At 73.4% G+C, this 19584-nt stretch carries 16 protein-coding genes; 8 read left to right on the top strand and 8 right to left on the bottom strand.

All coding sequences use genetic code 11. The features are described from left to right. Positions 1 to 23 precede the first annotated feature (23 nt). Positions 24 to 674: a hypothetical protein gene (locus ACMCNK_RS07050; protein WP_412735576.1), complete on the bottom strand. Its 651-nt coding sequence runs from the start codon at positions 672 to 674 to the stop codon at positions 24 to 26. 66 nt (positions 675 to 740) lie between these two features. Continuing rightward, positions 741 to 992, bottom strand: a complete 252-nt coding sequence (locus ACMCNK_RS07045) for a hypothetical protein (RefSeq protein ID WP_412735575.1) — start codon at positions 990 to 992, stop codon at positions 741 to 743. A gap of 271 nt (positions 993 to 1263) precedes the next feature. Here ACMCNK_RS07045 and ACMCNK_RS07040 point away from each other — a divergent pair, with 271 nt between their 5' ends. After that, on the top strand, positions 1264 to 2076 hold the full coding sequence (locus ACMCNK_RS07040; protein ID WP_412735574.1) for a polysaccharide deacetylase family protein: 813 nt from the start codon (positions 1264 to 1266) through the stop codon (positions 2074 to 2076). After that, positions 2073 to 3119, top strand: a complete 1047-nt coding sequence (locus ACMCNK_RS07035) for a glycosyl hydrolase (protein WP_412735573.1) — start codon at positions 2073 to 2075, stop codon at positions 3117 to 3119. The genes ACMCNK_RS07040 and ACMCNK_RS07035 overlap by 4 nt, the downstream gene beginning before the upstream one ends. 12 nt (positions 3120 to 3131) lie before the next feature. Here ACMCNK_RS07035 and ACMCNK_RS07030 read toward each other — a convergent pair whose 3' ends face one another. The 5 genes from ACMCNK_RS07030 to ACMCNK_RS07010 all read right to left on the bottom strand — a co-directional run bounded on the left by ACMCNK_RS07030 (position 3132) and on the right by ACMCNK_RS07010 (position 10957). Beyond that, entirely contained in the window at positions 3132 to 4253 is a 1122-nt protein-coding gene (locus ACMCNK_RS07030; RefSeq protein ID WP_412735572.1) for a hypothetical protein, read from the bottom strand. After that, positions 4250 to 7309 (bottom strand): hypothetical protein, encoded by a 3060-nt coding sequence (locus ACMCNK_RS07025; RefSeq protein ID WP_412735571.1) that lies wholly within the window; start codon positions 7307 to 7309, stop codon positions 4250 to 4252. The genes ACMCNK_RS07030 and ACMCNK_RS07025 overlap by 4 nt, the downstream gene beginning before the upstream one ends. A gap of 210 nt (positions 7310 to 7519) precedes the next feature. Further along, positions 7520 to 8899, bottom strand: coding sequence for a glycosyltransferase (locus ACMCNK_RS07020; RefSeq protein ID WP_412735570.1), 1380 nt, complete (start codon positions 8897 to 8899; stop codon positions 7520 to 7522). After that, the gene (locus tag ACMCNK_RS07015) at positions 8896 to 9870 is read right to left on the bottom strand and encodes a glycosyltransferase family 2 protein (RefSeq protein ID WP_412735569.1); all 975 of its coding nucleotides are present in this window, start codon (positions 9868 to 9870) and stop codon (positions 8896 to 8898) included. Before ACMCNK_RS07015 ends, ACMCNK_RS07020 begins: the two co-directional genes overlap by 4 nt. Before the next feature lie 58 nt (positions 9871 to 9928). Continuing rightward, positions 9929 to 10957: a glycosyltransferase family 2 protein gene (locus tag ACMCNK_RS07010; protein ID WP_412735568.1), complete on the bottom strand. Its 1029-nt coding sequence runs from the start codon at positions 10955 to 10957 to the stop codon at positions 9929 to 9931. 1016 nt (positions 10958 to 11973) lie between these two features. Here ACMCNK_RS07010 and ACMCNK_RS07005 point away from each other — a divergent pair. Then, the gene (locus ACMCNK_RS07005; RefSeq protein WP_412735567.1) at positions 11974 to 12324 is read left to right on the top strand and encodes an STAS domain-containing protein; all 351 of its coding nucleotides are present in this window, start codon (positions 11974 to 11976) and stop codon (positions 12322 to 12324) included. A 4-nt stretch (positions 12325 to 12328) separates the two neighbouring features. On the opposite strand, the gene ACMCNK_RS07000 is transcribed toward ACMCNK_RS07005, so the two are convergent. Next, positions 12329 to 13033, bottom strand: a complete 705-nt coding sequence (locus ACMCNK_RS07000) for a DUF3626 domain-containing protein (RefSeq protein WP_412740769.1) — start codon at positions 13031 to 13033, stop codon at positions 12329 to 12331. 215 nt (positions 13034 to 13248) lie between these two features. Here ACMCNK_RS07000 and ACMCNK_RS06995 point away from each other — a divergent pair, with 215 nt between their 5' ends. The 5 genes from ACMCNK_RS06995 to ACMCNK_RS06975 all read left to right on the top strand — a co-directional run bounded on the left by ACMCNK_RS06995 (position 13249) and on the right by ACMCNK_RS06975 (position 19533). Then, positions 13249 to 13827: a TetR/AcrR family transcriptional regulator gene (locus tag ACMCNK_RS06995; RefSeq protein ID WP_412735566.1), complete on the top strand. Its 579-nt coding sequence runs from the start codon at positions 13249 to 13251 to the stop codon at positions 13825 to 13827. Between the two features lie 16 nt (positions 13828 to 13843). Beyond that, a complete protein-coding gene (locus ACMCNK_RS06990; RefSeq protein ID WP_412735565.1) occupies positions 13844 to 15124 on the top strand; it encodes a cytochrome P450 in 1281 nt (426 codons plus the stop codon). 65 nt (positions 15125 to 15189) lie between these two features. Further along, the gene (locus ACMCNK_RS06985; RefSeq protein WP_412735564.1) at positions 15190 to 15639 is read left to right on the top strand and encodes a DUF5990 family protein; all 450 of its coding nucleotides are present in this window, start codon (positions 15190 to 15192) and stop codon (positions 15637 to 15639) included. Between the two features lie 50 nt (positions 15640 to 15689). Next, positions 15690 to 18761 (top strand): SNF2-related protein, encoded by a 3072-nt coding sequence (locus tag ACMCNK_RS06980; RefSeq protein WP_412735563.1) that lies wholly within the window; start codon positions 15690 to 15692, stop codon positions 18759 to 18761. Next, on the top strand, positions 18754 to 19533 hold the full coding sequence (locus ACMCNK_RS06975; RefSeq protein WP_412735562.1) for a hypothetical protein: 780 nt from the start codon (positions 18754 to 18756) through the stop codon (positions 19531 to 19533). Before ACMCNK_RS06980 ends, ACMCNK_RS06975 begins: the two co-directional genes overlap by 8 nt. The last annotated feature ends 51 nt before the right edge of the window (positions 19534 to 19584 follow it).

The following is a 19584-nucleotide window of genomic DNA, read 5'->3' as shown; positions in this document are numbered from 1 at the left end:
CAGCCGACCGGCGCGGGTGAGGCCTACAGGCCGAGACGCAGGGCGGCGACACCGCCCGGCGACAACGGGCGCACCGTGGCCCGCCGCAGGTCGGCGCGGATGCCGACCGGAAGCTGGGTGCCGAGCGCGCACAGCGCCGGGAACAGGTCGAGCACGTCGCGGTGGCTCAGCGCCCCCACGCCGATGATCAACCCGTTGACCGCCGGTGGCGTACGGGCAAGTTCCGCGCACAGTTCCATGCGCCAGATCGGGTCGGCCACGTGTGTGGCGAACTCCCGGGCGATCCGCGTGCCTGCGGCGCACCCGGCGTCGGGTGCCGCGTGCCTCCCGGAGGTCGCCAGCACGGGAGCCGGCCGTACGGCGACCCCGAGACGTTCGGCGAGCTCCGGCACGGTCAGGGTGGCCAGCCCGTACGCGCAGGCGTCGCAGAGGCGGCGGAACGTGTGCGCGTCGACCACCATCGCCGCGCTCGGGCATCCGCCCGGTGCCTCGCAGATCGCGTCCATCACGACCTCGGCGAGCCGGCCGCCGGCGTCGAAACGCCCGACGCCGAAGTACGGACCGGGGGTGGCACGGCACGCCTGCAGTGCCGCTTCTTCACTGGTGTATCCGTCGGGGTCCACGCCGATGCGCGGGATGCCATGGTGTGGGTGGAGGTGGATGAGTCGGTACATCCCGTCGCTCCCGGGGTCGTGCCTGGCGTCGTCGACCCGGGGTACGGCCGCGATGGGCCCGTCGGTTCAGTCCTTACGCTGTGTGTAAGAAAATTGCCGCCGATCGCGGTGACCAGTAAGCCTGAAGCAGTCGAATGTCACGGCGTGTAACGCGTACGTGCCGGCGGTGAGCAGGACCAGCACCGCTGCCAGCGCCGCCACCACCGAGGTGTCGAGCATCCGCCAGGCGGCGGGCAGCGTCACGACCCCGAGCACCACCGTCGCCTCCGCGGCCGCCTCGGCGAGGCGCCGTGGGTCGAGTACGCGTCGTTCGGTCATGGTGCACAGCTTTCCGTCGCGGCCGTCGCGGTCGCTTCCCTCCGCGGTGGGAACGACAGCTATGACTTTCGGCCGAGCCGGGGACACCCGCCGGGGGAGATGGGCGCTCCCGGTGACATCCGGAAAACGGCGTGACCTGCGGCAGATCCCGGAAACGGATGGTCAGAAACGGCCAGTGGGACGGTTGCCAACGATCCCGATAACGCCGAAGCTTGCCAATGCACCGGCCGATTTGTCGTCGTGACCGGCCCGAGCGGGGAGGAACACGCAAGTGACCGTCACGGCGTCGCCGACGTGGGAGACCATGCCGGCGCTGATGTACCACTCGGTGTCCGCGGTCGGTGGGCCCATGCGGGACCTGGCCGTGCCCCCGGACCGCCTCGCCGAGCAGCTCACCGCGCTCACCGCGGCCGGCTACCGGCTCGTCGGCCTCACCGAGGCCCTGGACCTGCTCGACGCCGGCTGCACGGACAATCTGCTCGCGGTGACGTTCGACGACGGCTACCGGGACTTCCTCACCGCGGCCGTACCGGCGCTGGCCGCCGCGGGTGCCTGCGCCACCCTGTACGCCTCCGTGGGCCACCTCGGCGAACACGCCGACTGGCTGGGCCAGTGGTCGCCCGACTTCGGCCCGATGCTGTCCTGGGACGAGCTCGCCGAGGTCGCCGCCGCCGGCGTCGAGATCGGCAACCACAGCCTCGTGCACCACCCGCTCGACGTGCTGCCCCGCGCCCAGCTGCGCGAGGAGGTCGTCCGCAGCCGCGACGAGTTGGAGCAGCGCCTGCAGCTGAAGGTGCGCAGCTTCGCCTACCCGCACGGCTACAACGGCCGCCGGGTGCGCGACGTCGTGCAGGCCGCCGGGCACGACAACGCCACCGAGGTGGGCCGCCGGCTGCACAATCCCCACGAGCGGCGCTTCGCCGTACCCCGTCTGCAGCCGACCCCCGACCACACCGGCGCGGACCTGGTGGCGCTCGTGGCCGGCGGCGGCAGTTCCCTCGTGCCGCAGGTCAAGCGGCTCGCCCAGCCTGGGTGGCGGATGGTGCGCCGCGTCGCCCGCCGCGCCGGCCGGAACCTGACGTGAGCGACACGCCCCGCCCGGGGCCGCGGCTGACCCGTCGCGGCGTCCTCGGTCTGGGAGCGCTGGCCGCGGTGCCGGCCGTGACGCTGGTGGTGCACGAGGCCGGTTCGTCGAAAAGCAAGGCCGCGGGTCCGCGAGCGCCGTCCGCGTCGCCGTCGCAGCCGCACAGTTCGCCCGCCGCGCCGCCGGTCGTCACGAAGGGCGGGGGGCCGGTCCCGTTGGTCGCGGGCAAGGTGCTGCTCGGCTCGTACCTCGCGCTCAGCGGCATGACCATGCGGCAGAGCCTGGAGCTGCGCGACCGCCAGCTCGGCCGGCCGCAGCGCCTGATCAACCTGTTCTACGAGTGGACCGACAACCTGCCCAACCGGCTGCCCGACCTCCCCGAGCGGGCGGTCCCGATGATCTCGTGGCGCGGCACCAAGTACTCCGCCGTCAACGGCGGCGCCGCGGACGCGCTCATCGCCCGGGCGGCCCGCCGCATCGCCCAGTACGGCCGGCCGGTCATGCTGCGCTACGCGTGGGAGATGAACGGCTTCTGGTTCCCCTGGGGTGGCGCCAAGAACGACGACGACCCGGACGGCTACATCGCCTGCTGGCGCCGGGTGCACCGGATCTTCCGCCAAGCCGGCGCGCGGAACGTCTCGTGGGTGTGGAGCCCCAACTGGCACTCCGATCCCGCCGAGGACTGGAACACCCCGCAGGCCTACTACCCGGGCGACGAGTACGTCGACTGGGTCGGCATCTCCGGCTACAACCTGCACCGCGAGTCCCCCGAGACGCTGTTCGACGGCATCTACCAGCGGTACGCCACCCGCAAGCCGATCGCCGTCACCGAAGTGGGGTCGGTGGACCGTGGCGGCAGCACGAAGGCCGACTGGATCACGCTGTTCGCGCAGTGGGTGCAGAACCGGCCCGCGGTCGGCGCCGTGACCTGGTTCGACACGGACACCCACCCGGGCTACAACGAGAAGTGGCGCATCGACACCGACCCGCAGTCGCTGGCCGCGTACCGGGCGATGGCCACCAGCGAGCGTTTCAGCGCCTGACGTCCCGCCCGGTCAGTGGACCGCGGCGATGTACAACGTCCGGTACGGGGTGGTCTCGCCCGCCCGGAACAGGTTCACGGTCGTGCGCTGCCCGCTGGGCATGCCGATGCTCGCGGTCCAGGTGCCGTCCGTGGTCACCGCGATCGTCCGCTGCTCGGTGGTCTTGCCGTTGGGACCGGTCACCGCCAGCGTGTACGGCCCGTACTCGGGGAGCAGGCCGGTCGCCGTGACCGGCACGAGGCGGCTCCCCGACGCGTTCACCGGGCCGGGCTGACCGGCCGACAGCGCGGTCACGGTCGTCTCGTAGCTGCGGATGGAGCTGCCGTAGGACAGCCATCCGGCCCCGCCGAGCACGGCGAGCACGAGAACCAGCGGGAGAAGCTGCCACACCAGCCGCCGCGGTTCCGCGGGCTCCGCGGTGTCGCCCGGCGGCGCGGCGTCGACGACCCTGGGCAGCAGCATCGTCGAGACCTGGTCTTCGGTCAGCACGGGAGTCGCGGCCACCGGGCGGGGGGCGGGCGCCGCGACCGGCACCGCAACGGGGGCGGGCGCCGGAGCCGGAGCCGGAGCCGGAGCCGGAGCTACGGCGGTTTCCGGGGCGGGGTCCGGTTCGTCGTCGTCCTCCTCCTCCTCGTCCCAGAGCTTGCTGACCTGGGCCTTCAGCCAGGCCACCCTAGGGTGGGGGACCTTGGCCGGGACCGGAGCCGCGACCGGGGCCGGTGCCGTTTCCGGGGCGGCGTCCGGTTCGTCGTCCTCCTCCTCGTCCCAGAGCTTGCTGACCTGGGTCTTCAGCCAGGCCACCCCACGGTCGGGGACACCGGCCAGGACCAGCGCCACCAGCGTGACGCCGCCGGTGGCGATCGTCCACGACGTCCGGCCGATCGGGAAGCCGGTCACGTGGATGACCAGGCCGCCCAGGACCAGGACGGCGAGGCTGAGCGCCGCGGTCAGCACGGTGCGCTCGACCGCGCTCAGTTCGCGGCCGCGCAGCAGCGCCCCGGTCAGTGCCGCGCCGGGCAGCGCGAGCGCGAGCGGGAGCCCGCCGGCCATGGCGAGTGCGGGTGGCCCGTACATCACCCCGGCGGCAGCGGCGACGGTCATCGCGGCGAGGGCGAGGGCCAGCTTCGGCCTCATTCGGCGTCCCCCACGTGATAGATGCGGACGGTGCCGTTGTCGTACACCCGGTCCACCTCGCTCAGGGTGTCGAACTTGCCGATCTGCGCCGTGGTCAGCGGGCTGGTGATCCGCCCGGCGCGGGGGTCGTTCTCGAAGTACGCGTCGCTGACCGGCAGCCGGGTGGTGAGCCGCTGGTCGACCACCAGGTACTCCAGGTGCACCCGGGTCGCGAGGTCGTCCTCGGCGAGGCCCCAGTGGTCGGCGTAGAACAGCGGGCCCACCTCACGCACCGGGTCCTGGCGCCCGTACGTCGAGCCCAGGGACACGGACGTGACGTCGCCGCCGATGCGGTGGTCCGGTCCCAGGGTCTCCCGTTCCCAGTTCGCGGCCGCGACCCCGTACGCGTCCACGGACCGTTCGAAGCCGCCCGGCAGGTACGGACCCGGCAGCAGCGACACCAGCGGCGGCCAGCCGCCCGCCCGCGCCCCGATCATCAGCAGCGTGACCAGCGCCGAGCCCGCGGCCACCCGGGTGAACAACGGCCAGCCCACCGGCGCCGGATAGTCGTACACCGGGGCGGCGGCGCGCCACCGGTGGCCCGCGCTGTCCCGCAGCGGGATGATCTGCACGCCGCGGACCAGGGCGATGGCGGACAGGATCGCGATCGGGATGTACGTGAACGTCTGCAGCCGCCCGGAGATCTCCGGACCGTTCTGGCCGAGGAAGCGCACCGCGTTGCCCGCGAAGAACAGGAAACTGCCCACCACGGCCGCCCACCGCCAGGAGTCCCGGTCGTGCCGGTGGATCATGTCGCGCACGCACGCCAGGTACAGCACGAACAGGCCGAGCAGACCGGCGCCCTGCACGACCAGCTGGCCGACCGACACCGCCGCCGAGGCCGCCTCCGGCGTGGTCTCGTCGTTGAGCAGCTGGCGGACCGTGGCGATCACCTGGGTGATCGGGTCCTCCAGGTACTCGATCACGTCGCTGGCCACGAACAGGATCCACGCTGCGACGATCGCCAGTGCCACCGCCGGCATGACCAGCGTCGCGGCCCGCCGGGGACGCTGCGTGACCAGGTCGGCCACCGCCAGCAGGACCAGCGTCGCGACCAGCGCGAACGCGGTCACGTGGTGGCTGACCGTGGTCACCAGGATGGACCCGACCGCGATGATCGCGAACGGCTTGCCGCCCTCGGCCAGCCAGCGGCGCGTCGCCCAGATCGTCAGCATGAAGAACGGCAGCGCCGCGGTCTGGTACAGGAACATCGAGTTGAAGAACAGGTAGTGCATCGCGGTGGCGTACAGCGCGCAGGCGACGCCCGCGACCGCGGGGGAGTTGCTCGCCCGCAGCGCGGTGGCGAACAGGACGCCCACGAACACCAGGTGCGCCACCCCGGCGACGATCACCCCGGACGCGGTCACCGGCATGCCGGTCAGGCCCGACAGACCGGCAGCCATCTCGGCCAGCCCCGGGAAGTGCACCGCGGGCGGCAGCGCGGGATTGGGCTGGAACAGCTTGCCGGTCTCCATCAGGACCGTCGTGGCCAGCCAGTGCTGCAGCTCGTCCGGGAAGCGGAACTGGTCCGGGCTGTACATCCACTTCAGCAGGTACTGGTTGACGGCCAGGCCCATGACCAGTAGGAATGACTCGCCCACACCCGCCATGCGGCGGCTGAGCAGCCGCAACACGACCGGGGTGAAGACCACGACCTGACCGATCCAGTACGCCGTCATCGCGCTCGACGCGCCGTTTCGGCCACCCTGGTACGAGAACGCGACCAGCAGCACGCCGAGGCTGGACAGTGCCAGCACCAGCGGCGCATGTCCCAGGTCCAGCGGTTGGCGGCGGACGCTTGCCGGCTTGGGCGCGCGGGCCGGATCGGGTGCGGGGGTGGCGGGCGTGGGCGGCGCGTTCAGACGTCCGGGCACCACCGGGATCCGGGTCGGGGGCATCTCGCCGGGCGTGGGCGTCGGCGGCGGAAGCGTGGTGGAGTCCTGCCCGGCTCCGGGCACGACCGCCGCGCCGCGGATCTTGGGCTGGACGCGGGCCCGCCCCTGGGCCTCGGCCGCCGCCGGCTGGTCGGCCTGCGGCCGTTGCTCCTGCACGCCTGACTGATCGGCCGCGGGCACTCGTTCGGTAAGCCTTGGCTTGCCGTTAGCCGCAGCGTGTCCGGTCGCCGCGCCCGGTGCCTTCGCACGACCGGCCACTCGCTCACCCGGTGGGCCGGGCTGGGCTGGTGCCGCCGGTGGGGCGGGCCGGGCTGGTGCGGCTGCCGTTACCGGCGGGGCGGGCTGGGCTGGTGCGCCCCGCACCACCGGCGGGGCGGGCTGCGCAGGTGCGCCCGGTACTACCGGCGGGGCGGGCTGGGCTGGTGCGCCCGGTACTACCGGCGGGGCGGGCTGAGCTGGTGTGCCCGCCACTACCGGCGGGGCGGGCTGAGCTGGTGCCACTGCCGGTGGGGCGGGCCGCGCCGCGTCGGCCTGCGGTTCGACCCGCGCGACGGGCACCTTCGGCGGGGCTTCCGTGCCGGTCTGCGGGGCGGCGGCCGTTGTCGCGGCGGGCGATGTGGCGGGGGCCGGGTTCTCGGCGGCCGGCGATCCGGCGGCGGCCGGGGCCTTCGCGGGTGGAGGCGTCGCCCCGGCTGCGCCCGTCGCGGCTGCGGCCTTCCCCGGCGTACGCGGAGAAAGGCCCGGCGTGCCCAGGGTGAGGCCCGGCGGTGGCGGAAGGGGGGTTTTGGGCACGCCCGTGGTGGTTTGAACGTCCGCCCGCGGGCCGGCGGTCTGCACCCGCGCCGTGCCCCGGGCACGGTCGGGCTGCACCCGGGCGGTGCCGCGGGCGGTGTCGGGCTGCTCACCCTCGCGCTTGTCGGTCCCGTCTGCCGTGCGCTGGTCCGCGGTGTGCTGGGCCTCTGCGTCTTCCGGGGATTCGAACTGCTGGATGGACTGCATCACGCCGGTCGGGCGCTCCTTCACCTGGTCGTTGCCGGGTTCCGGCCCGTCGCCGGGTGCGACGGCATGGTGCGGGATCCAGCCGCCGTCGGGCGGCGGCTCGGGTTGGCGCGAGATGGGCATTCAGTTTCCCCGTGAAGCGTGGACCGGACGGCGGGGCGCGGGCCGCACGGCCCGGCACCCCATGGTCCCCGATCGGGGCGGCCATCGGCCGCCCCGGCCGGTTGGGCCATGCCCATGAGCTGGTGGCAGATCATTAGCGTCATATGGTTCCGCGCTGCCGGGAATGCCCCTTACCGGGAGAACATTTCGGCGAACGGACGAGTCCCGCGCTCAGCGGCCCGCCGTGCGGTTCTTCGTACGCGCCTGCCGTCGCCCCTTCAGGTACGCCCGGGGCCCGGCGAGCATGCCGCGCCGGTTCGCCTTGAGCAGCTCCCGCGGGAAGTCGTCCTGCAGCGTGGCCACCCGCAGGCTGTCGCTGCCGGTGAGGTCGCGCAGCGCGCCCGGCACCAGCTTGAGCAGCGGCCACAGCAGGCCGGGCCGGTGCATCAGCAGGCTCGTGTACGCGGCGGTGAGTCCCGCGCCGTACCCGACCATCTGCTTCTCCAGGCCGGCCAGGTCGCGCCGGTGGTAGTGGTGGGTGACCGCGGTGGGCTGGTAGACGATCGTGCCTCCGCTGACCAGCACCTGGGTGAACGCCAGGGTGTCCTCCGAGCCCATCGCCGGGGTGCCGGCGCCCAGCGCGGTGTCGAACCCGCCGATTCGCTCGATGACGCCCGCACGGAACGTCATGTTCGCACCGGTGCCGAACGGGGGCAGAGGGTACAGCGGGCTCTGGCGGTGTGCGGTGGCCGGGCTGAACACGTCCGGCTTGAAGCCGCGCCCCTTGCTGTGGCCGCCGAACTGCTCGAACCACAACTGCGCCTGGGTCTCCAGCTCGGCCGGGACGATCACGCCGGAGACGACGTCCGCGTCGGGGTGATCGGCCAGCGCCCGGGCCACCTCGGCGAGCCAGTTCGGGTCGGCGTACTCGTCATCGTCGATCCAGGCCAGGATCTCGCCCGGGGCGACGGCGACCGCGGCGTTGCGGGCGAACGACAGCCCCGCCTTCGGCTCGACCAGGTAGTCGACCGGGCCGCGGCGGGCCGCAGCGCGGACCACCTCGGCGGTCGCGTCGGTCTCCGGGGCGTTGTCCACGACCAGCACCCGGAACTGCGGGTAGTTCTGGGTGAGCAGGCTGTCCAGGCAGCGGGCGAGCGCGCCGGGACGCTCCCGGGTGCAGATCACCACGGTGATCGGCGGGGCGTCTGCGAGCACCTGGCGGCGGCGGGCCAGGAATGCGGGCTCGCCGTCCGGGGTGATCCCGTCGACCGGCAGCGCGTCCAGGCCGAACTCACCCAGCCGGGGCCGCAGCGCCGCGCCCAGCTCGGCGTCGATCGCGGCGGCCAGCTCACCGGGACGCAGACCCTCATCGGGTACGTCGAGCAGCAGCGTCCCGATCGGCTCGGTGAACAGCCGGACCAGCAACCAGGCCCGGGCGACGCGGCGCCCGTCGGCATCGACCGCGCCCACGGAGGTCAGCGGCTCGGACAGGTCGACGTCGTACACGGCGGCGGGCAGCACGTCACCAGTGTGCTCGATCGCGGGCGGGGTGATGACCTGCTCCGCCCGTGGAGTCGCCGTCCGGAGCTGTCCGTTCACCCGGGCGGTCACCGGGTCGCCCCGGCGGGGGCGGCGGCCGGGCGGCGTTCGGCGCGACGGCCGGCGACGGTCTCCACCGCGCCGCCGAAGCCGGCAGCGGCCACCCCGGCGAGGACTCCACCGGCACGCAGGGCGTGGTTGACGCCGCGTCCCCGCGACGCGGCGGCGATGTTGCGCACGACCGCCTTGGGCAGCGACCGCAGGTAGTCGCGCTCGGAGCCGAGGCTCTCGGAGCCGTCGAGCAGCCCGGCCATCTGGACCTTGCCGCGTCCTTCGGCGTAGCAGCGGCGCAGGAAGAAGCCGAACGTGGCCGCCTTGGCGGGGACCGCGTGGCGGATCACCGCGTCCGGGACGTACATCCAGTGGCCGCCGCCGTGCGCGCTCATCCGCAGGCACAGCTCGGTGTCCTCGGGGCTGGCCTGGTTGCCCTTCTTGCCGAAGCCGGTGCGGAACCCGCCGACCGCCATGAACGTCTCGCGGCGCACCACCATGCTGGCCGACCAGACGTTGCGGATCCGCGACGTGGTCGTCGGCATGCCGGTGTACGAGCCGCCGACCGCCCACAGGAACTCGTCGGGCATCCACCGGGGCCGGCTGTTCTCCCATGCCGGGCTGATCCCGCCGCCGGTGCCGACCACGGCCGGGTCGGCGAACGGCGCGACGAGCTTGCCGAGCCAGTCGGTCGCGGCGATGACGTCGTCGTCCAGGAACGCGATCAGCGGCGTGTGGGTGTGGAACGCACCGGTGTTCCGGTTGCCCGACACGCCCTGCTCGTACAGGTTCTCCAGCACGGTCACCCCCGGCAGGTCGCGCCGGGCCCGGCGGTACAGCTCCGGGTTGTGGTCGATGACGACCACGATCTCGGCCGCCGGGTACTCCTGTGACTTGGCGGACGCGACCGTACGGACCAGCAGCGGCCAGCGCTGCTCGCTGTGGGTCGGGATGACGATGCTGACGGCGGGGCGGTAGGTGGGGTTCTCCACGCGGGAAGCTCCTCGACAGGTGGCGGTGACCGGGGGGACCAGGGCGCGCGGCGAGGGCTCAGTCCTCGAGCGTCGCGCGGGCCCGCCGGGCGTTGATGTCGTCGGTGCGGCGGGTGCCGACCTCGCGGCCGCGGTTGATGCGCGGGGTGTGCTGCCGGTGCTCGGGCCGGGTCCGCCCGGACACCGACGGCCGGTTCACGATCTGCTCCAGGCTGGTCTGTGCCGGGATCCGCGCGGTCGTGGTCTCGGTGGCCGTGGTGGTGTTCGGCGCCTGCTGGACGCGGACCGGCGCGACGGCGCCACGGTGCTTCGCCTTGCGCTGGCCGCGTGCCCGGCCGTACTCGCTGAAGATGGTCCGCAGCACCCGGAAGCCGTCGCGGAACGTGTTGAGGTTGCTCTGGCCGTGGATGCGCTCGTGCTCGATGCTGCCGACCTCGCCGACCTTCATGCCGTCGGCGGCGGCGCGAATGTTGATCATCGTCTCGATCTCGAAGCCGTCACCCCACAGCTTGCTGCCGTCGGCCGGGCGGGGCAGGGAGATGTCCGGAAGGTCCAGGGTGGGCACGACCCGGCTCCAGAACGCGTTGTAGCCGTAGCACAAGTCGGTGAATTTCGTTCCGAAAAGGACGTTCACCACAAGGTTGAGGCCGTCGTTGCCCAGCTTGCGCAGTCGGGTGATGTCGTGGCTGTGGCCGCCCTTGGCAAAGCGCGAACCCTTGACGAAGTCAGCGCCGTCGACGAGCTCGGCCACGAAGAGTGGGATTTCCGCCGGGTCGGTCGAGCCGTCGGCATCGATCATCACGATGATGTCGCCGGTGCAGGCGGCGAAGCCGCACGCGAGCGCGTTGCCCTTGCCGGTCCGGGTCTGCTGGACGACGACGACGTCCGGTCGCAGCTCCTTGGCGACCTCGACGGTGCGGTCCACGGACCCTCCATCGACCACGATCACCTCGGACACGCCGGCCGGCAACTTCCCGAAGACGTGCGGCAGGTTCCGTTCCTCGTTGAGGGTCGGAATGACGACGCTTACCTTCGGTGACGTTTCTCCGTTACGAGGCGTGTTGCCCGAGCTGGAGGAAAGCTGCATGTCGGTCCCTTTCCGGGGCGGCAGATGCGGTCGAATCAGGCGTTTTCGGTGGGGAAAACGCAACCCTTAAGTCGCTGCTGACCAATCTAGCAATGCGCTACGTAGCGTCAACTAACCAAAGGGACAACGTGCCTCCATCGGCGCAGCCCAGGGCCGCCAACAGGATGACCTGTGGGTATGCTCTCGGGCAACAATGGTGTCCATAAGCACTCATCCGTCACATCCAGTAGCGGACGGGGGGACGCACGAAGGCATTGCAAAGGGCGTGTCGGACAAAAGGGATATTCCCCTACAGGCGGGGCTGTAGAAAGACAAAAACTAAATGTCGGATTCCTCCATGTGAAACCCGTCACGCTCGGTCGACATTACGGAACGTGTTTCTACGGGTGCAGGTCGGTTGCAGAGCCGCCAGCCACCGTCACCTCTGCAGAGATGGATAGGTTGATCCCGGTGACCCATTGGCCCGCCTGGAGTCTGAGAGTGTGCGTACCACCACTATGGGTAACCCGGTGACGCGGCAGGACGCGCTCTGTGTCTGTGGCCACCAGCGCCGCGCCCACGAGCACCACCGCCACGGGACGGACTGCACCTTTTGTGGAGCCGACCGCTGTCCTCGGTTCCGCGTCCCCCGGTGGTGGCGGCGTCGAGCCGTCTGATTCCCACCGCCCCCGTCGCCCGGGTCTGCTCGACCCGGCGGCGGGGGCGCCTTCATCGGCCGGGTGCCTCGTGGTCGCCGCCTCGCTGAGAGCCGGATCACCCCGCCGCGGGGCGCACCGCGCATCGATCTTCGTCTGGCCTAGCGTCGCGGCACACACTCCGGTTCCCGGTGCCTGCCGCCAACCCCGGCGGAAGGGCAGCCGCGGTGCCGCCCATGACGGAGCCGTCCCACGAGGACGGGCTCCGTCATGCCGCATTCCTTGTCCGTCGCGCGCACCCGAATGGGCGGCAGCCTGCGGACGGGAACGGCCCCGTTGTACCGTGATCGCACGGGCAGGCCGCCAGGGCGGAGGATCGCGATGGGCGAGGCCGTGATGACGACGCGCCGGCAGGCCGACGGGGCGATCGTCGTCGATGTCCGAGGCTCCCTGGACGCCGCCACCGTCGACGCGTTGCGTGCCACACTGCTGTCCACACTGCACGGCGAGCGCCCGGTCCGCATGATCGTCGATCTGACGTTCGTCACGTTCATGGACTCCATGGGCGTGGGCGCGCTCGTCGCGGGCGCGAAGGCGGCCCGCGAGGTCGGCGCCCGTTTCACGCTGCGCAACCCCAGCGAGTTCGTGCACCGCCAGCTACGGGTCACCGGCCTGGCGGACATGTTCGGCCTGGCGGACGCGCCCTGGGCCCCGCAGGCCCACCCCGGCTGACCCGCTACGGCGCCGGGTCCGACCCGGTGCGGCCGAACCGGGCCAGGTAGTGCCAGACCCGCTTGAGGTGCTGCTCGTCGTAGCGGCCGGTGCGGGCGGCATCCCCGAGGATCCGCGGGGTCAGGCATCCGCCGACCGCGATACCGGCGCCCAGCTCCACGTACTGCGCACCGCGGAAGCCGGGGTGGCGCCGCAGCTCGGAGACCGACAGGCGGAAGCCCTCGTGCCACTCCAGCCGGCACGGCAGGCGGCGCGCGGCCGCCTCGACGCCGGTGCCCCGGTAGCTCGGGTCGAGAACCAGCGCCTCCACGTCACGCTCGAGCCGCACCGGACCGTGCACGTGCGCCTCGATGTAGTCGTCCAGCTCGTCCCGCCGGTCGCCGGTGGCGAGCTCGATCAGCGACATCCGGTCCGCGGTCGCGAACGCGGTCGGTTCCAGGAAACTGTCCGGATAGCAGAACGTCGCCCGCGTCCGCGCCGCACCGGTCAGCCGCAGGTGGGCCGATCCGAAGCGGGGTGCGCCACCCACCGGCTTGCGCCGGAAGTTCAGCGCACCGTAGACCGGCCGCGTGTGGGCAGGGGCGTCGTCGTACGCCCCGCCGAAGATCCGGCTCTCCCAGCGCCAGCGGTCGCCGCCGGGAAACGCGCTCAGGCCACCGTTGCTGGTGCCGGTGACGAATTGGGAGACGTACGCACCCTCGGCGGCCAGGGCCGCCAGGAGCCCGGCGCGATCCGGGTGGAAGTTCAGGGTGATCCGCAGCTCCGGATCCACCGGCGGGCCGGACGACACCGCGGCCACGTGCCGCAGCGCCCGCCGCCACGCCTCGTCGTCACCTGCTCGCACCCCGGAAGTGTGCACCACCGGTGCATCTGACACATCGATCGGTCTTCAGTTCGGCTGAACACTTATGTACGGTTGCGAACATGAGTGTTCGCGTGGCGCGGCGGCGCTCCGCCGTACGCCTGGCCACCGCGGCCGCGCTGCTCGACGTCGCCGTCGAAGTCCTCGTCGCCGACCCCGCCGCATCCCTCGCCGAGGTCGCGGAGGCGGCCGGCATCGGCCGTACCACCCTGCACAAGCACTACGCCACCCGCGACGACCTGCTGCGCGCCGTCGGTCACCGCGCCATCGACCTGTGGGAACAGATGATCGGTACGGCGGTGCGCGCCGCCGACGCGCCCGACGGCGGGTTGCGGGCCCTCGCCGAGGCGATGATCGCGGTCGGCCCGCACCTCGCGTTCCTGTGGCGCAATCCGATCTTCGACCACGCCGAGGACATCGGCCGCCGCTGGAAGAGCGTCGAGCCGCAAGCCCTCGCGGTCCTCCAACGCGCCCGGGACCGCGGCCTGCTGCGCGCCGAGGTCCCCGACCACTGGCTGCTGCAGACGTTCTACTCGCTGGTCTACGTCGCGGCCGAATCCGTCTACTCCGGACACCTCGCTCCCCGCTCCGCGCCCGACCTCGTCGTGGACACCTACACCCGAGGACTGGGCGCACCCTGACGAAAGGGCCCCGCACATGGCCGACCTCCGCCGTACCGCCGCGTTCGCCGCCGCGCTCTACCGACGCCGCCTCGAATTCGCCTACCACGGGTACGTGCGCCGCGACCCCGTGTCCCTGCTGCACCTGCGCGCCGGGCGCGACAACCCGTACGCCGTCTACGACGGCCTGCGCCAGGCCGGGCCGCTCGCCCCGACCCGGCTGAACAACTGGGTCACCACCAGCCACCGCGTCTGCAGCACCGTGCTGCGCGACCGGCGCTTCGGCGTACGCGCCTCCGAGCTGACCGTGCCCGCCCCCGACGACGAGTTCGACATGTCGTTCCTCGACCGTGACCCGCCCGACCACACCCGGCTGCGCCGCCTCGCCCAGCCCGCGTTCAGCCCCCGCCACATGGCCGGCTACCGCCCGCGCATCGAGGCCCGCGTCGACGACCTGCTCGACCGGGCCGGGACACACTTCGACCTGGTGTCCGCGTTCGCGGCGCCGCTGCCCATCGCGGTCATCACCGACCTCATGGGGGTGCCCGACGCGGACGCCGACCGGTTCACCCGGTACGGCACGGTGATCGGCAGCGCCCTCGACGGCATCCGCTCGCTCACCCACGCCGCCCGCCTCAAGGCCGCCAACGACGAACTGCGCGAACTGTTCGAGAGCCTGTTCGCGCTGCGCCGCCGGACGCCCGCGGACGACGTGATCAGCCGGATCGTCGCCGCCGAGGGCGACCAGATCCAGCCGTCCGAGATGCTGCCGATGTGCTCGCTGCTGCTGGTCGCGGGCTTCGAGACCACGGTCAACCTGATCGGCAACGCGGTCAACGCGCTGCTCGAACACCCCGCACAGTGGGCCGACCTGTGCGCCGACCCGGCCGGGCTCGCCGCCGCGGCCATCGAGGAGACGCTGCGGTGGGATCCGCCGGTGCAGCGTACGGCCCGGTGCGCTCTGCAGGACGTGGAGCTGGAAGGGCGTACGGTCGCCCGCAACCAGTTCGTCGTCACGCTGCTCGGCGCCGCCAACCGCGATCCGCAGGTGTGGCGCGACGCGGACCGGTTCGACATCCACCGCGAGCAGACCGCCGACCACCTCGCGTTCTCCAGCGGCATCCACTACTGCGTGGGTGCGCCGCTGGCGCGGCTGGAGGCGACCATCGCGCTGCAACGCCTGGCGGAACGCATGCCCGGGCTGCACCGCACCGGCCCGCTGCGGCGCCGCCGCTCCAGCGTCGTCCGCGGCCCGTTGCACCTGCCGGTCGGCAGCACCGCGCCGGCCCGCCGCGTCGACCACGGGCTGACCGCGTGACGACGGCACCGGCCCACCCGGTGATCGCTGCCGGGACTGTCGGAGGGGTTGCCTAGAGTCGGGGCGTGTTCGTCCGGATCGAGGGTGTCGACCTGCCCGGCCGCGGCGGCGGCGCCGAGGCGGCCGCCCTGCGGCTGGGCAACGTGCACGTCGGCGTCCAGCGCCGCGCCGAGGCGGTCGCGCTGGTCCGCGCCGACGCCGCGTCCGCGACGTGGGAGTTCGAGGTGGTCACCCGGGAGGTCGACGGGCTGCTCGACGTGTCCGGGCCGTGGGTGCACGGGCGGCCCGGCGCCCGCTTCCTGTACCTGAGCTGGGGCAGCGTCGACGGCGACGGGTTCGCGATGTTCCGCCGCGCCAAGCTGATGTTCGGCGACGTCCCCGGTGCCCTGCTGCGCGCGGCACACGCCGGCGACGGCGTACTGGCCGGGCGCCTGGGGCTCACCGACGCGGCGGGCGGTCCCCGCTGCGCCCGCGTCCGCCCGCCGGACATCACCTGGGAGCTGGTCGCCCCGTGACGACCCGCCCGGCAGGTCCACCCGTATCGCCGCGCCCGGAGGCGGTGCGCGTGGCGCACGGCTTCATCACCCGCGACGGCAGCCTCGGCGTGTGGGCCGAGACCGACGCGCCGCCCCGCGCCGCGATCGATCCTGCGTCGACCGGTGGGCGGGCCGGGATCGACATCCATCCCGCCGCTCGCGCAGCCGGTCCGGCAGACGGGATCGCTACGGATGGCGGGCCGGGTCCGGCGGGCGGGGCGGGGCAGGGTCCGCGGTCGCGCTCCCGCGGTGCCGCCCCCGCACACCCGTTCGCCGTGGACCCCGGTCCCGTTCCCGGCGCCGCGCCGCAGCCGGTGACCCTGCTCCTGCCGTCCACCGGGGCCGGGCCGCTGGCCTCGCCGCAGCTCGGCCTGCCCCCGCGCCGCGGCACCCCGCGGCTGCGCCCGTGGTCCGTGCCCGCCCTCACCGTCCCGGCTGTGCCGGAGGACTTCGCGGACGCTCTGGACGCCCGGGCGGCCCCGTCCCTGACCTGGCTCGCCGAGCTGAGCGCCTTCGCCGCCGACCTGGTCACCCGCGGCCGGGTCCTGCCCGCGGTGCTGGCCGACCGCCCCCGCCCCCGTGCCCGCTGGCGACCCGTCCTCGCGGGCGCCGACGCCACCCGCCACGCGGACCTGCTGCGCCACATGCCCGCCGCGTGCCGCGCCGAGCGGGCCCGGCCCGGCGTGCTCGCGGGCCTGCCCGCCGCGGATGCGCTGCACGCGGCGCTCGGGCGGCTCGTCGACACCGAGACCCGGCGGCGGCTGGCCGGGCACGGGCCCGCCGGCGCCGCGTGGCTCGCCGCGCTGACCGGCGACGCCGCGTTCGACGCGCCGCCCGACGCGCTCGACCGGCTCACCGACGCGCTCGACGGCTGGCACGCCCAGGCGACCGCGGGCACCGCCGTGCGGGTCTGCTTCCGGCTCTCCCACCTGCCCGACGAGCCCGACCCGACCGCGCTGCCCGCCGCGGAGGGCTGGCGGCTGGAGTTCCTGCTGCAGGCCCGCGACGAACCGAGCGCCCTCGTGCCCGCCGCGCAGGTGTGGCGCGACCGCACCGCCCCGCTGCGCCGCTGGACGCACCACCCGCAGGAGCGGCTGCTGACCGGCCTGGGCCGGGCCGCCCGGCTGGTGCCCGAACTCGATCCCGCGCTGGACTCCACCCACCCCACCGAGCTGATCCTCGACACCGCGGGGGCGTACCGGTTCCTCGCCGCAGCGCCGATCCTGGAGCAGGCCGGCTACGGCGTGCTCGTGCCCGCCTGGTGGCGCAGACCGCAGGGCCTCGGCCTGTCCCTGCAGGTGCGCCCGCGCGACGCGACGACCCCGGTGCGGCGCGACGACGCGGTCGACCTGGCGTCGATCGTCGACTACCGGTGGGGGCTGGCGCTCGGCGGCCGTACCCTCACCGAGGACGAACTGGCCGACCTCGCCCGGGTGAAGGTGCCGCTGGTGCGGCTGCGCGGCCGCTGGGTCCATCTGGACGCCGGGCACCTCCGCGCCGGGCTGGCCTTCCTGCGCCGCGGCGGCGGCTCCATGACCGCCGGGGACGCCCTGCGCCTGGTGCGCCTGCTGCCACCCGAGGAGCTACCGCTGCCGGTCACCGCGACCGGCGGGACGGGATGGCTCGCCGACCTGCTCGGCGGCGAGCTGGCGCAGCACCTGGAGCTCGTCGACCCGCCCGCCGGACTGGCCGGGCAGCTCCGGCCGTACCAGCGGCGCGGGGTGTCGTGGCTGGCGTTTCTCGACCGGCTGGGCCTGGGTGCCTGCCTCGCCGACGACATGGGCCTGGGCAAGACCGTCCAGTTGCTGGCGCTGCTGCTGCACGCCCGGGGCGGGCCGACACTGCTGATCTGTCCGCTGTCGGTGCTGGGCAACTGGCAGCGGGAGGCGGCCCGGTTCGCCCCGGGCCTCGTCGTGCGGGTGCTGCACGGCGCGGACCGGCCCGACCCGGCCCACCTGGCCGACGGGTGCGACGTGGTGCTGACGACGTACGCGACCGCCACCCGCGACGCCGCCGCCCTGGCCGCGGTGCGCTGGGACCGGATCGTGCTGGACGAGGCGCAGCACATCAAGAACAGCGCCAGCGCGGTCGCCCGGGCGGTGCGCCGTTTCCCCGCCCGCCACCGGGTCGCGCTCACCGGCACCCCGGTGGAAAATCGGCTCGCCGAGCTCTGGTCCATCCTGGACTTCCTCAACCCCGGCGTGCTCGGCCCGGCGCACACGTTCCGCGCCCGGTACGCAGTCCCCATCGAGCGGTACGGCGACGACGGGGCCGCCGACCGGCTGCGCCAGGCCACCCGGCCGTTCCTGCTGCGCCGTGTCAAGACCGACCCGTCCGTGCTCGCCGACCTGCCCGACAAGCGGTACGTCCGGCACCTGTGCGGGCTCACCGCCGAGCAGGCCACGCTGTACCAGGCGGTCCTCGACGAGCTGCTGGCCCGGCTCGGCGAGGCGCACGACAAACGGCGCAAGGGCATCGTGCTGGCCGCCATGACCAAGCTCAAACAGGTCTGCAACCACCCCGCCCATCTGCTCGGCGACGGCTCGCCGCTGCCCGGCCGCTCCGGCAAGCTGGAGCGGCTGGAGGAGATCCTCGACCGCGTCCTCGCCGACGGCGAACGGGCACTGTGCTTCACCCAGTACGCCCGCTTCGGCGCGATGCTCACCCCGCACCTGGCCGCCCGTTTCGGGGTGCCCGTCCGCTACCTGCACGGCGGTACCCCGCGGGCCGCCCGCGACGACATGGTCGCGCAGTTCCAGGCCGACCCGCGGCCCGGCGTCTTCGTGCTGTCGCTCAAGGCGGGTGGCACCGGTCTCAACCTCACCGCCGCCAACCACGTCGTGCACGTCGACCGGTGGTGGAACCCGGCCACCGAGGCGCAGGCCACCGACCGGGCGTTCCGCATCGGGCAGGACCGCGACGTGCAGGTGCACACGCTGGTCTGCCTCGGCACGCTGGAGGAACGCATCGACCGGCTGCTCGTGGACAAGGGCACTCTCGCGCAGCGGGTCGTCGGCACGGGGGAGGGGTGGCTCACCGCGCTGTCCACCACGGAGCTGCGCGACCTGCTCGCCCTGGATCGGGAGGCGATCGGTGACTGACCGCTTCTCCGCGCCGTTCCTGTCGATGATCGAGTCACTACGGATGGGGCCGACGCTCGCCCGCGGGCGCCGCGACGCCCGTGCCGGGCACGTGCGCAGCCTGACCATCTCCAGCAGCCTGGTGGTGGCGCAGGTCCGGGCGGGCGACGAACCGGCCGCTCACCGGGCCCGGATCGCGGTGCGGGCCTTCGGCGCCGCCGAGTGGGCCCGTGTCGAGGACGACCTCGCCACCCAGGCCCGGTACGTCGCGGACCTGTTCGCCGGGCGCATGCCGGACGACATCGCGGCGATCTTCGCCCGGGCCGGGCTGAGCCTGCTGCCGATGTCGCTGGACGAGGTCGCGATGGACTGCACTTGCGAGCGGTGGCCGATGCCGTGCGTGCATCTCGCCGCGACCTGCTACGCCCTGGCGGACGCGCTGGACACCGATCCGTTCCACGCGTTCGCCTGGCGCGGGCGCGGGCGCGACGAGCTGCTGGAACGGCTGCGGCAGCTCCGCGGCGCCGCCGTCCACGAGGATCCACCGCCCGCAGCGGATCTCCCCGGCGACGGCGACCTCGGTGACCTCGGCGAGTTCTGGGGCGCCGCCGCGCCCGTCCGCGAGACCGCCGCGTCCGGCGGCACCGATTCGTGGCCGGCTCCGGCCGGTGCCCGCCCGGATGCCCTGCTCGACGAGTTCGACGCGCCGCCACTCGGATACGGCGGCCGCACCCTCACCGACCTGCTGCGGCCCGCGTACCGAGTGCTGGGCGCCGACCCCGCGGCCCCGTGATCCGTCGCCCGCCCGTTGGCGGATCTTCCGGTGTCGTACGGGCGGAGATCG

The organism is Krasilnikovia sp. MM14-A1259, assembly GCF_047159535.1.
Taxonomy (GTDB): domain Bacteria; phylum Actinomycetota; class Actinomycetes; order Mycobacteriales; family Micromonosporaceae; genus Actinoplanes.
This window is presented reverse-complemented; position numbering and strand designations above follow the sequence as displayed.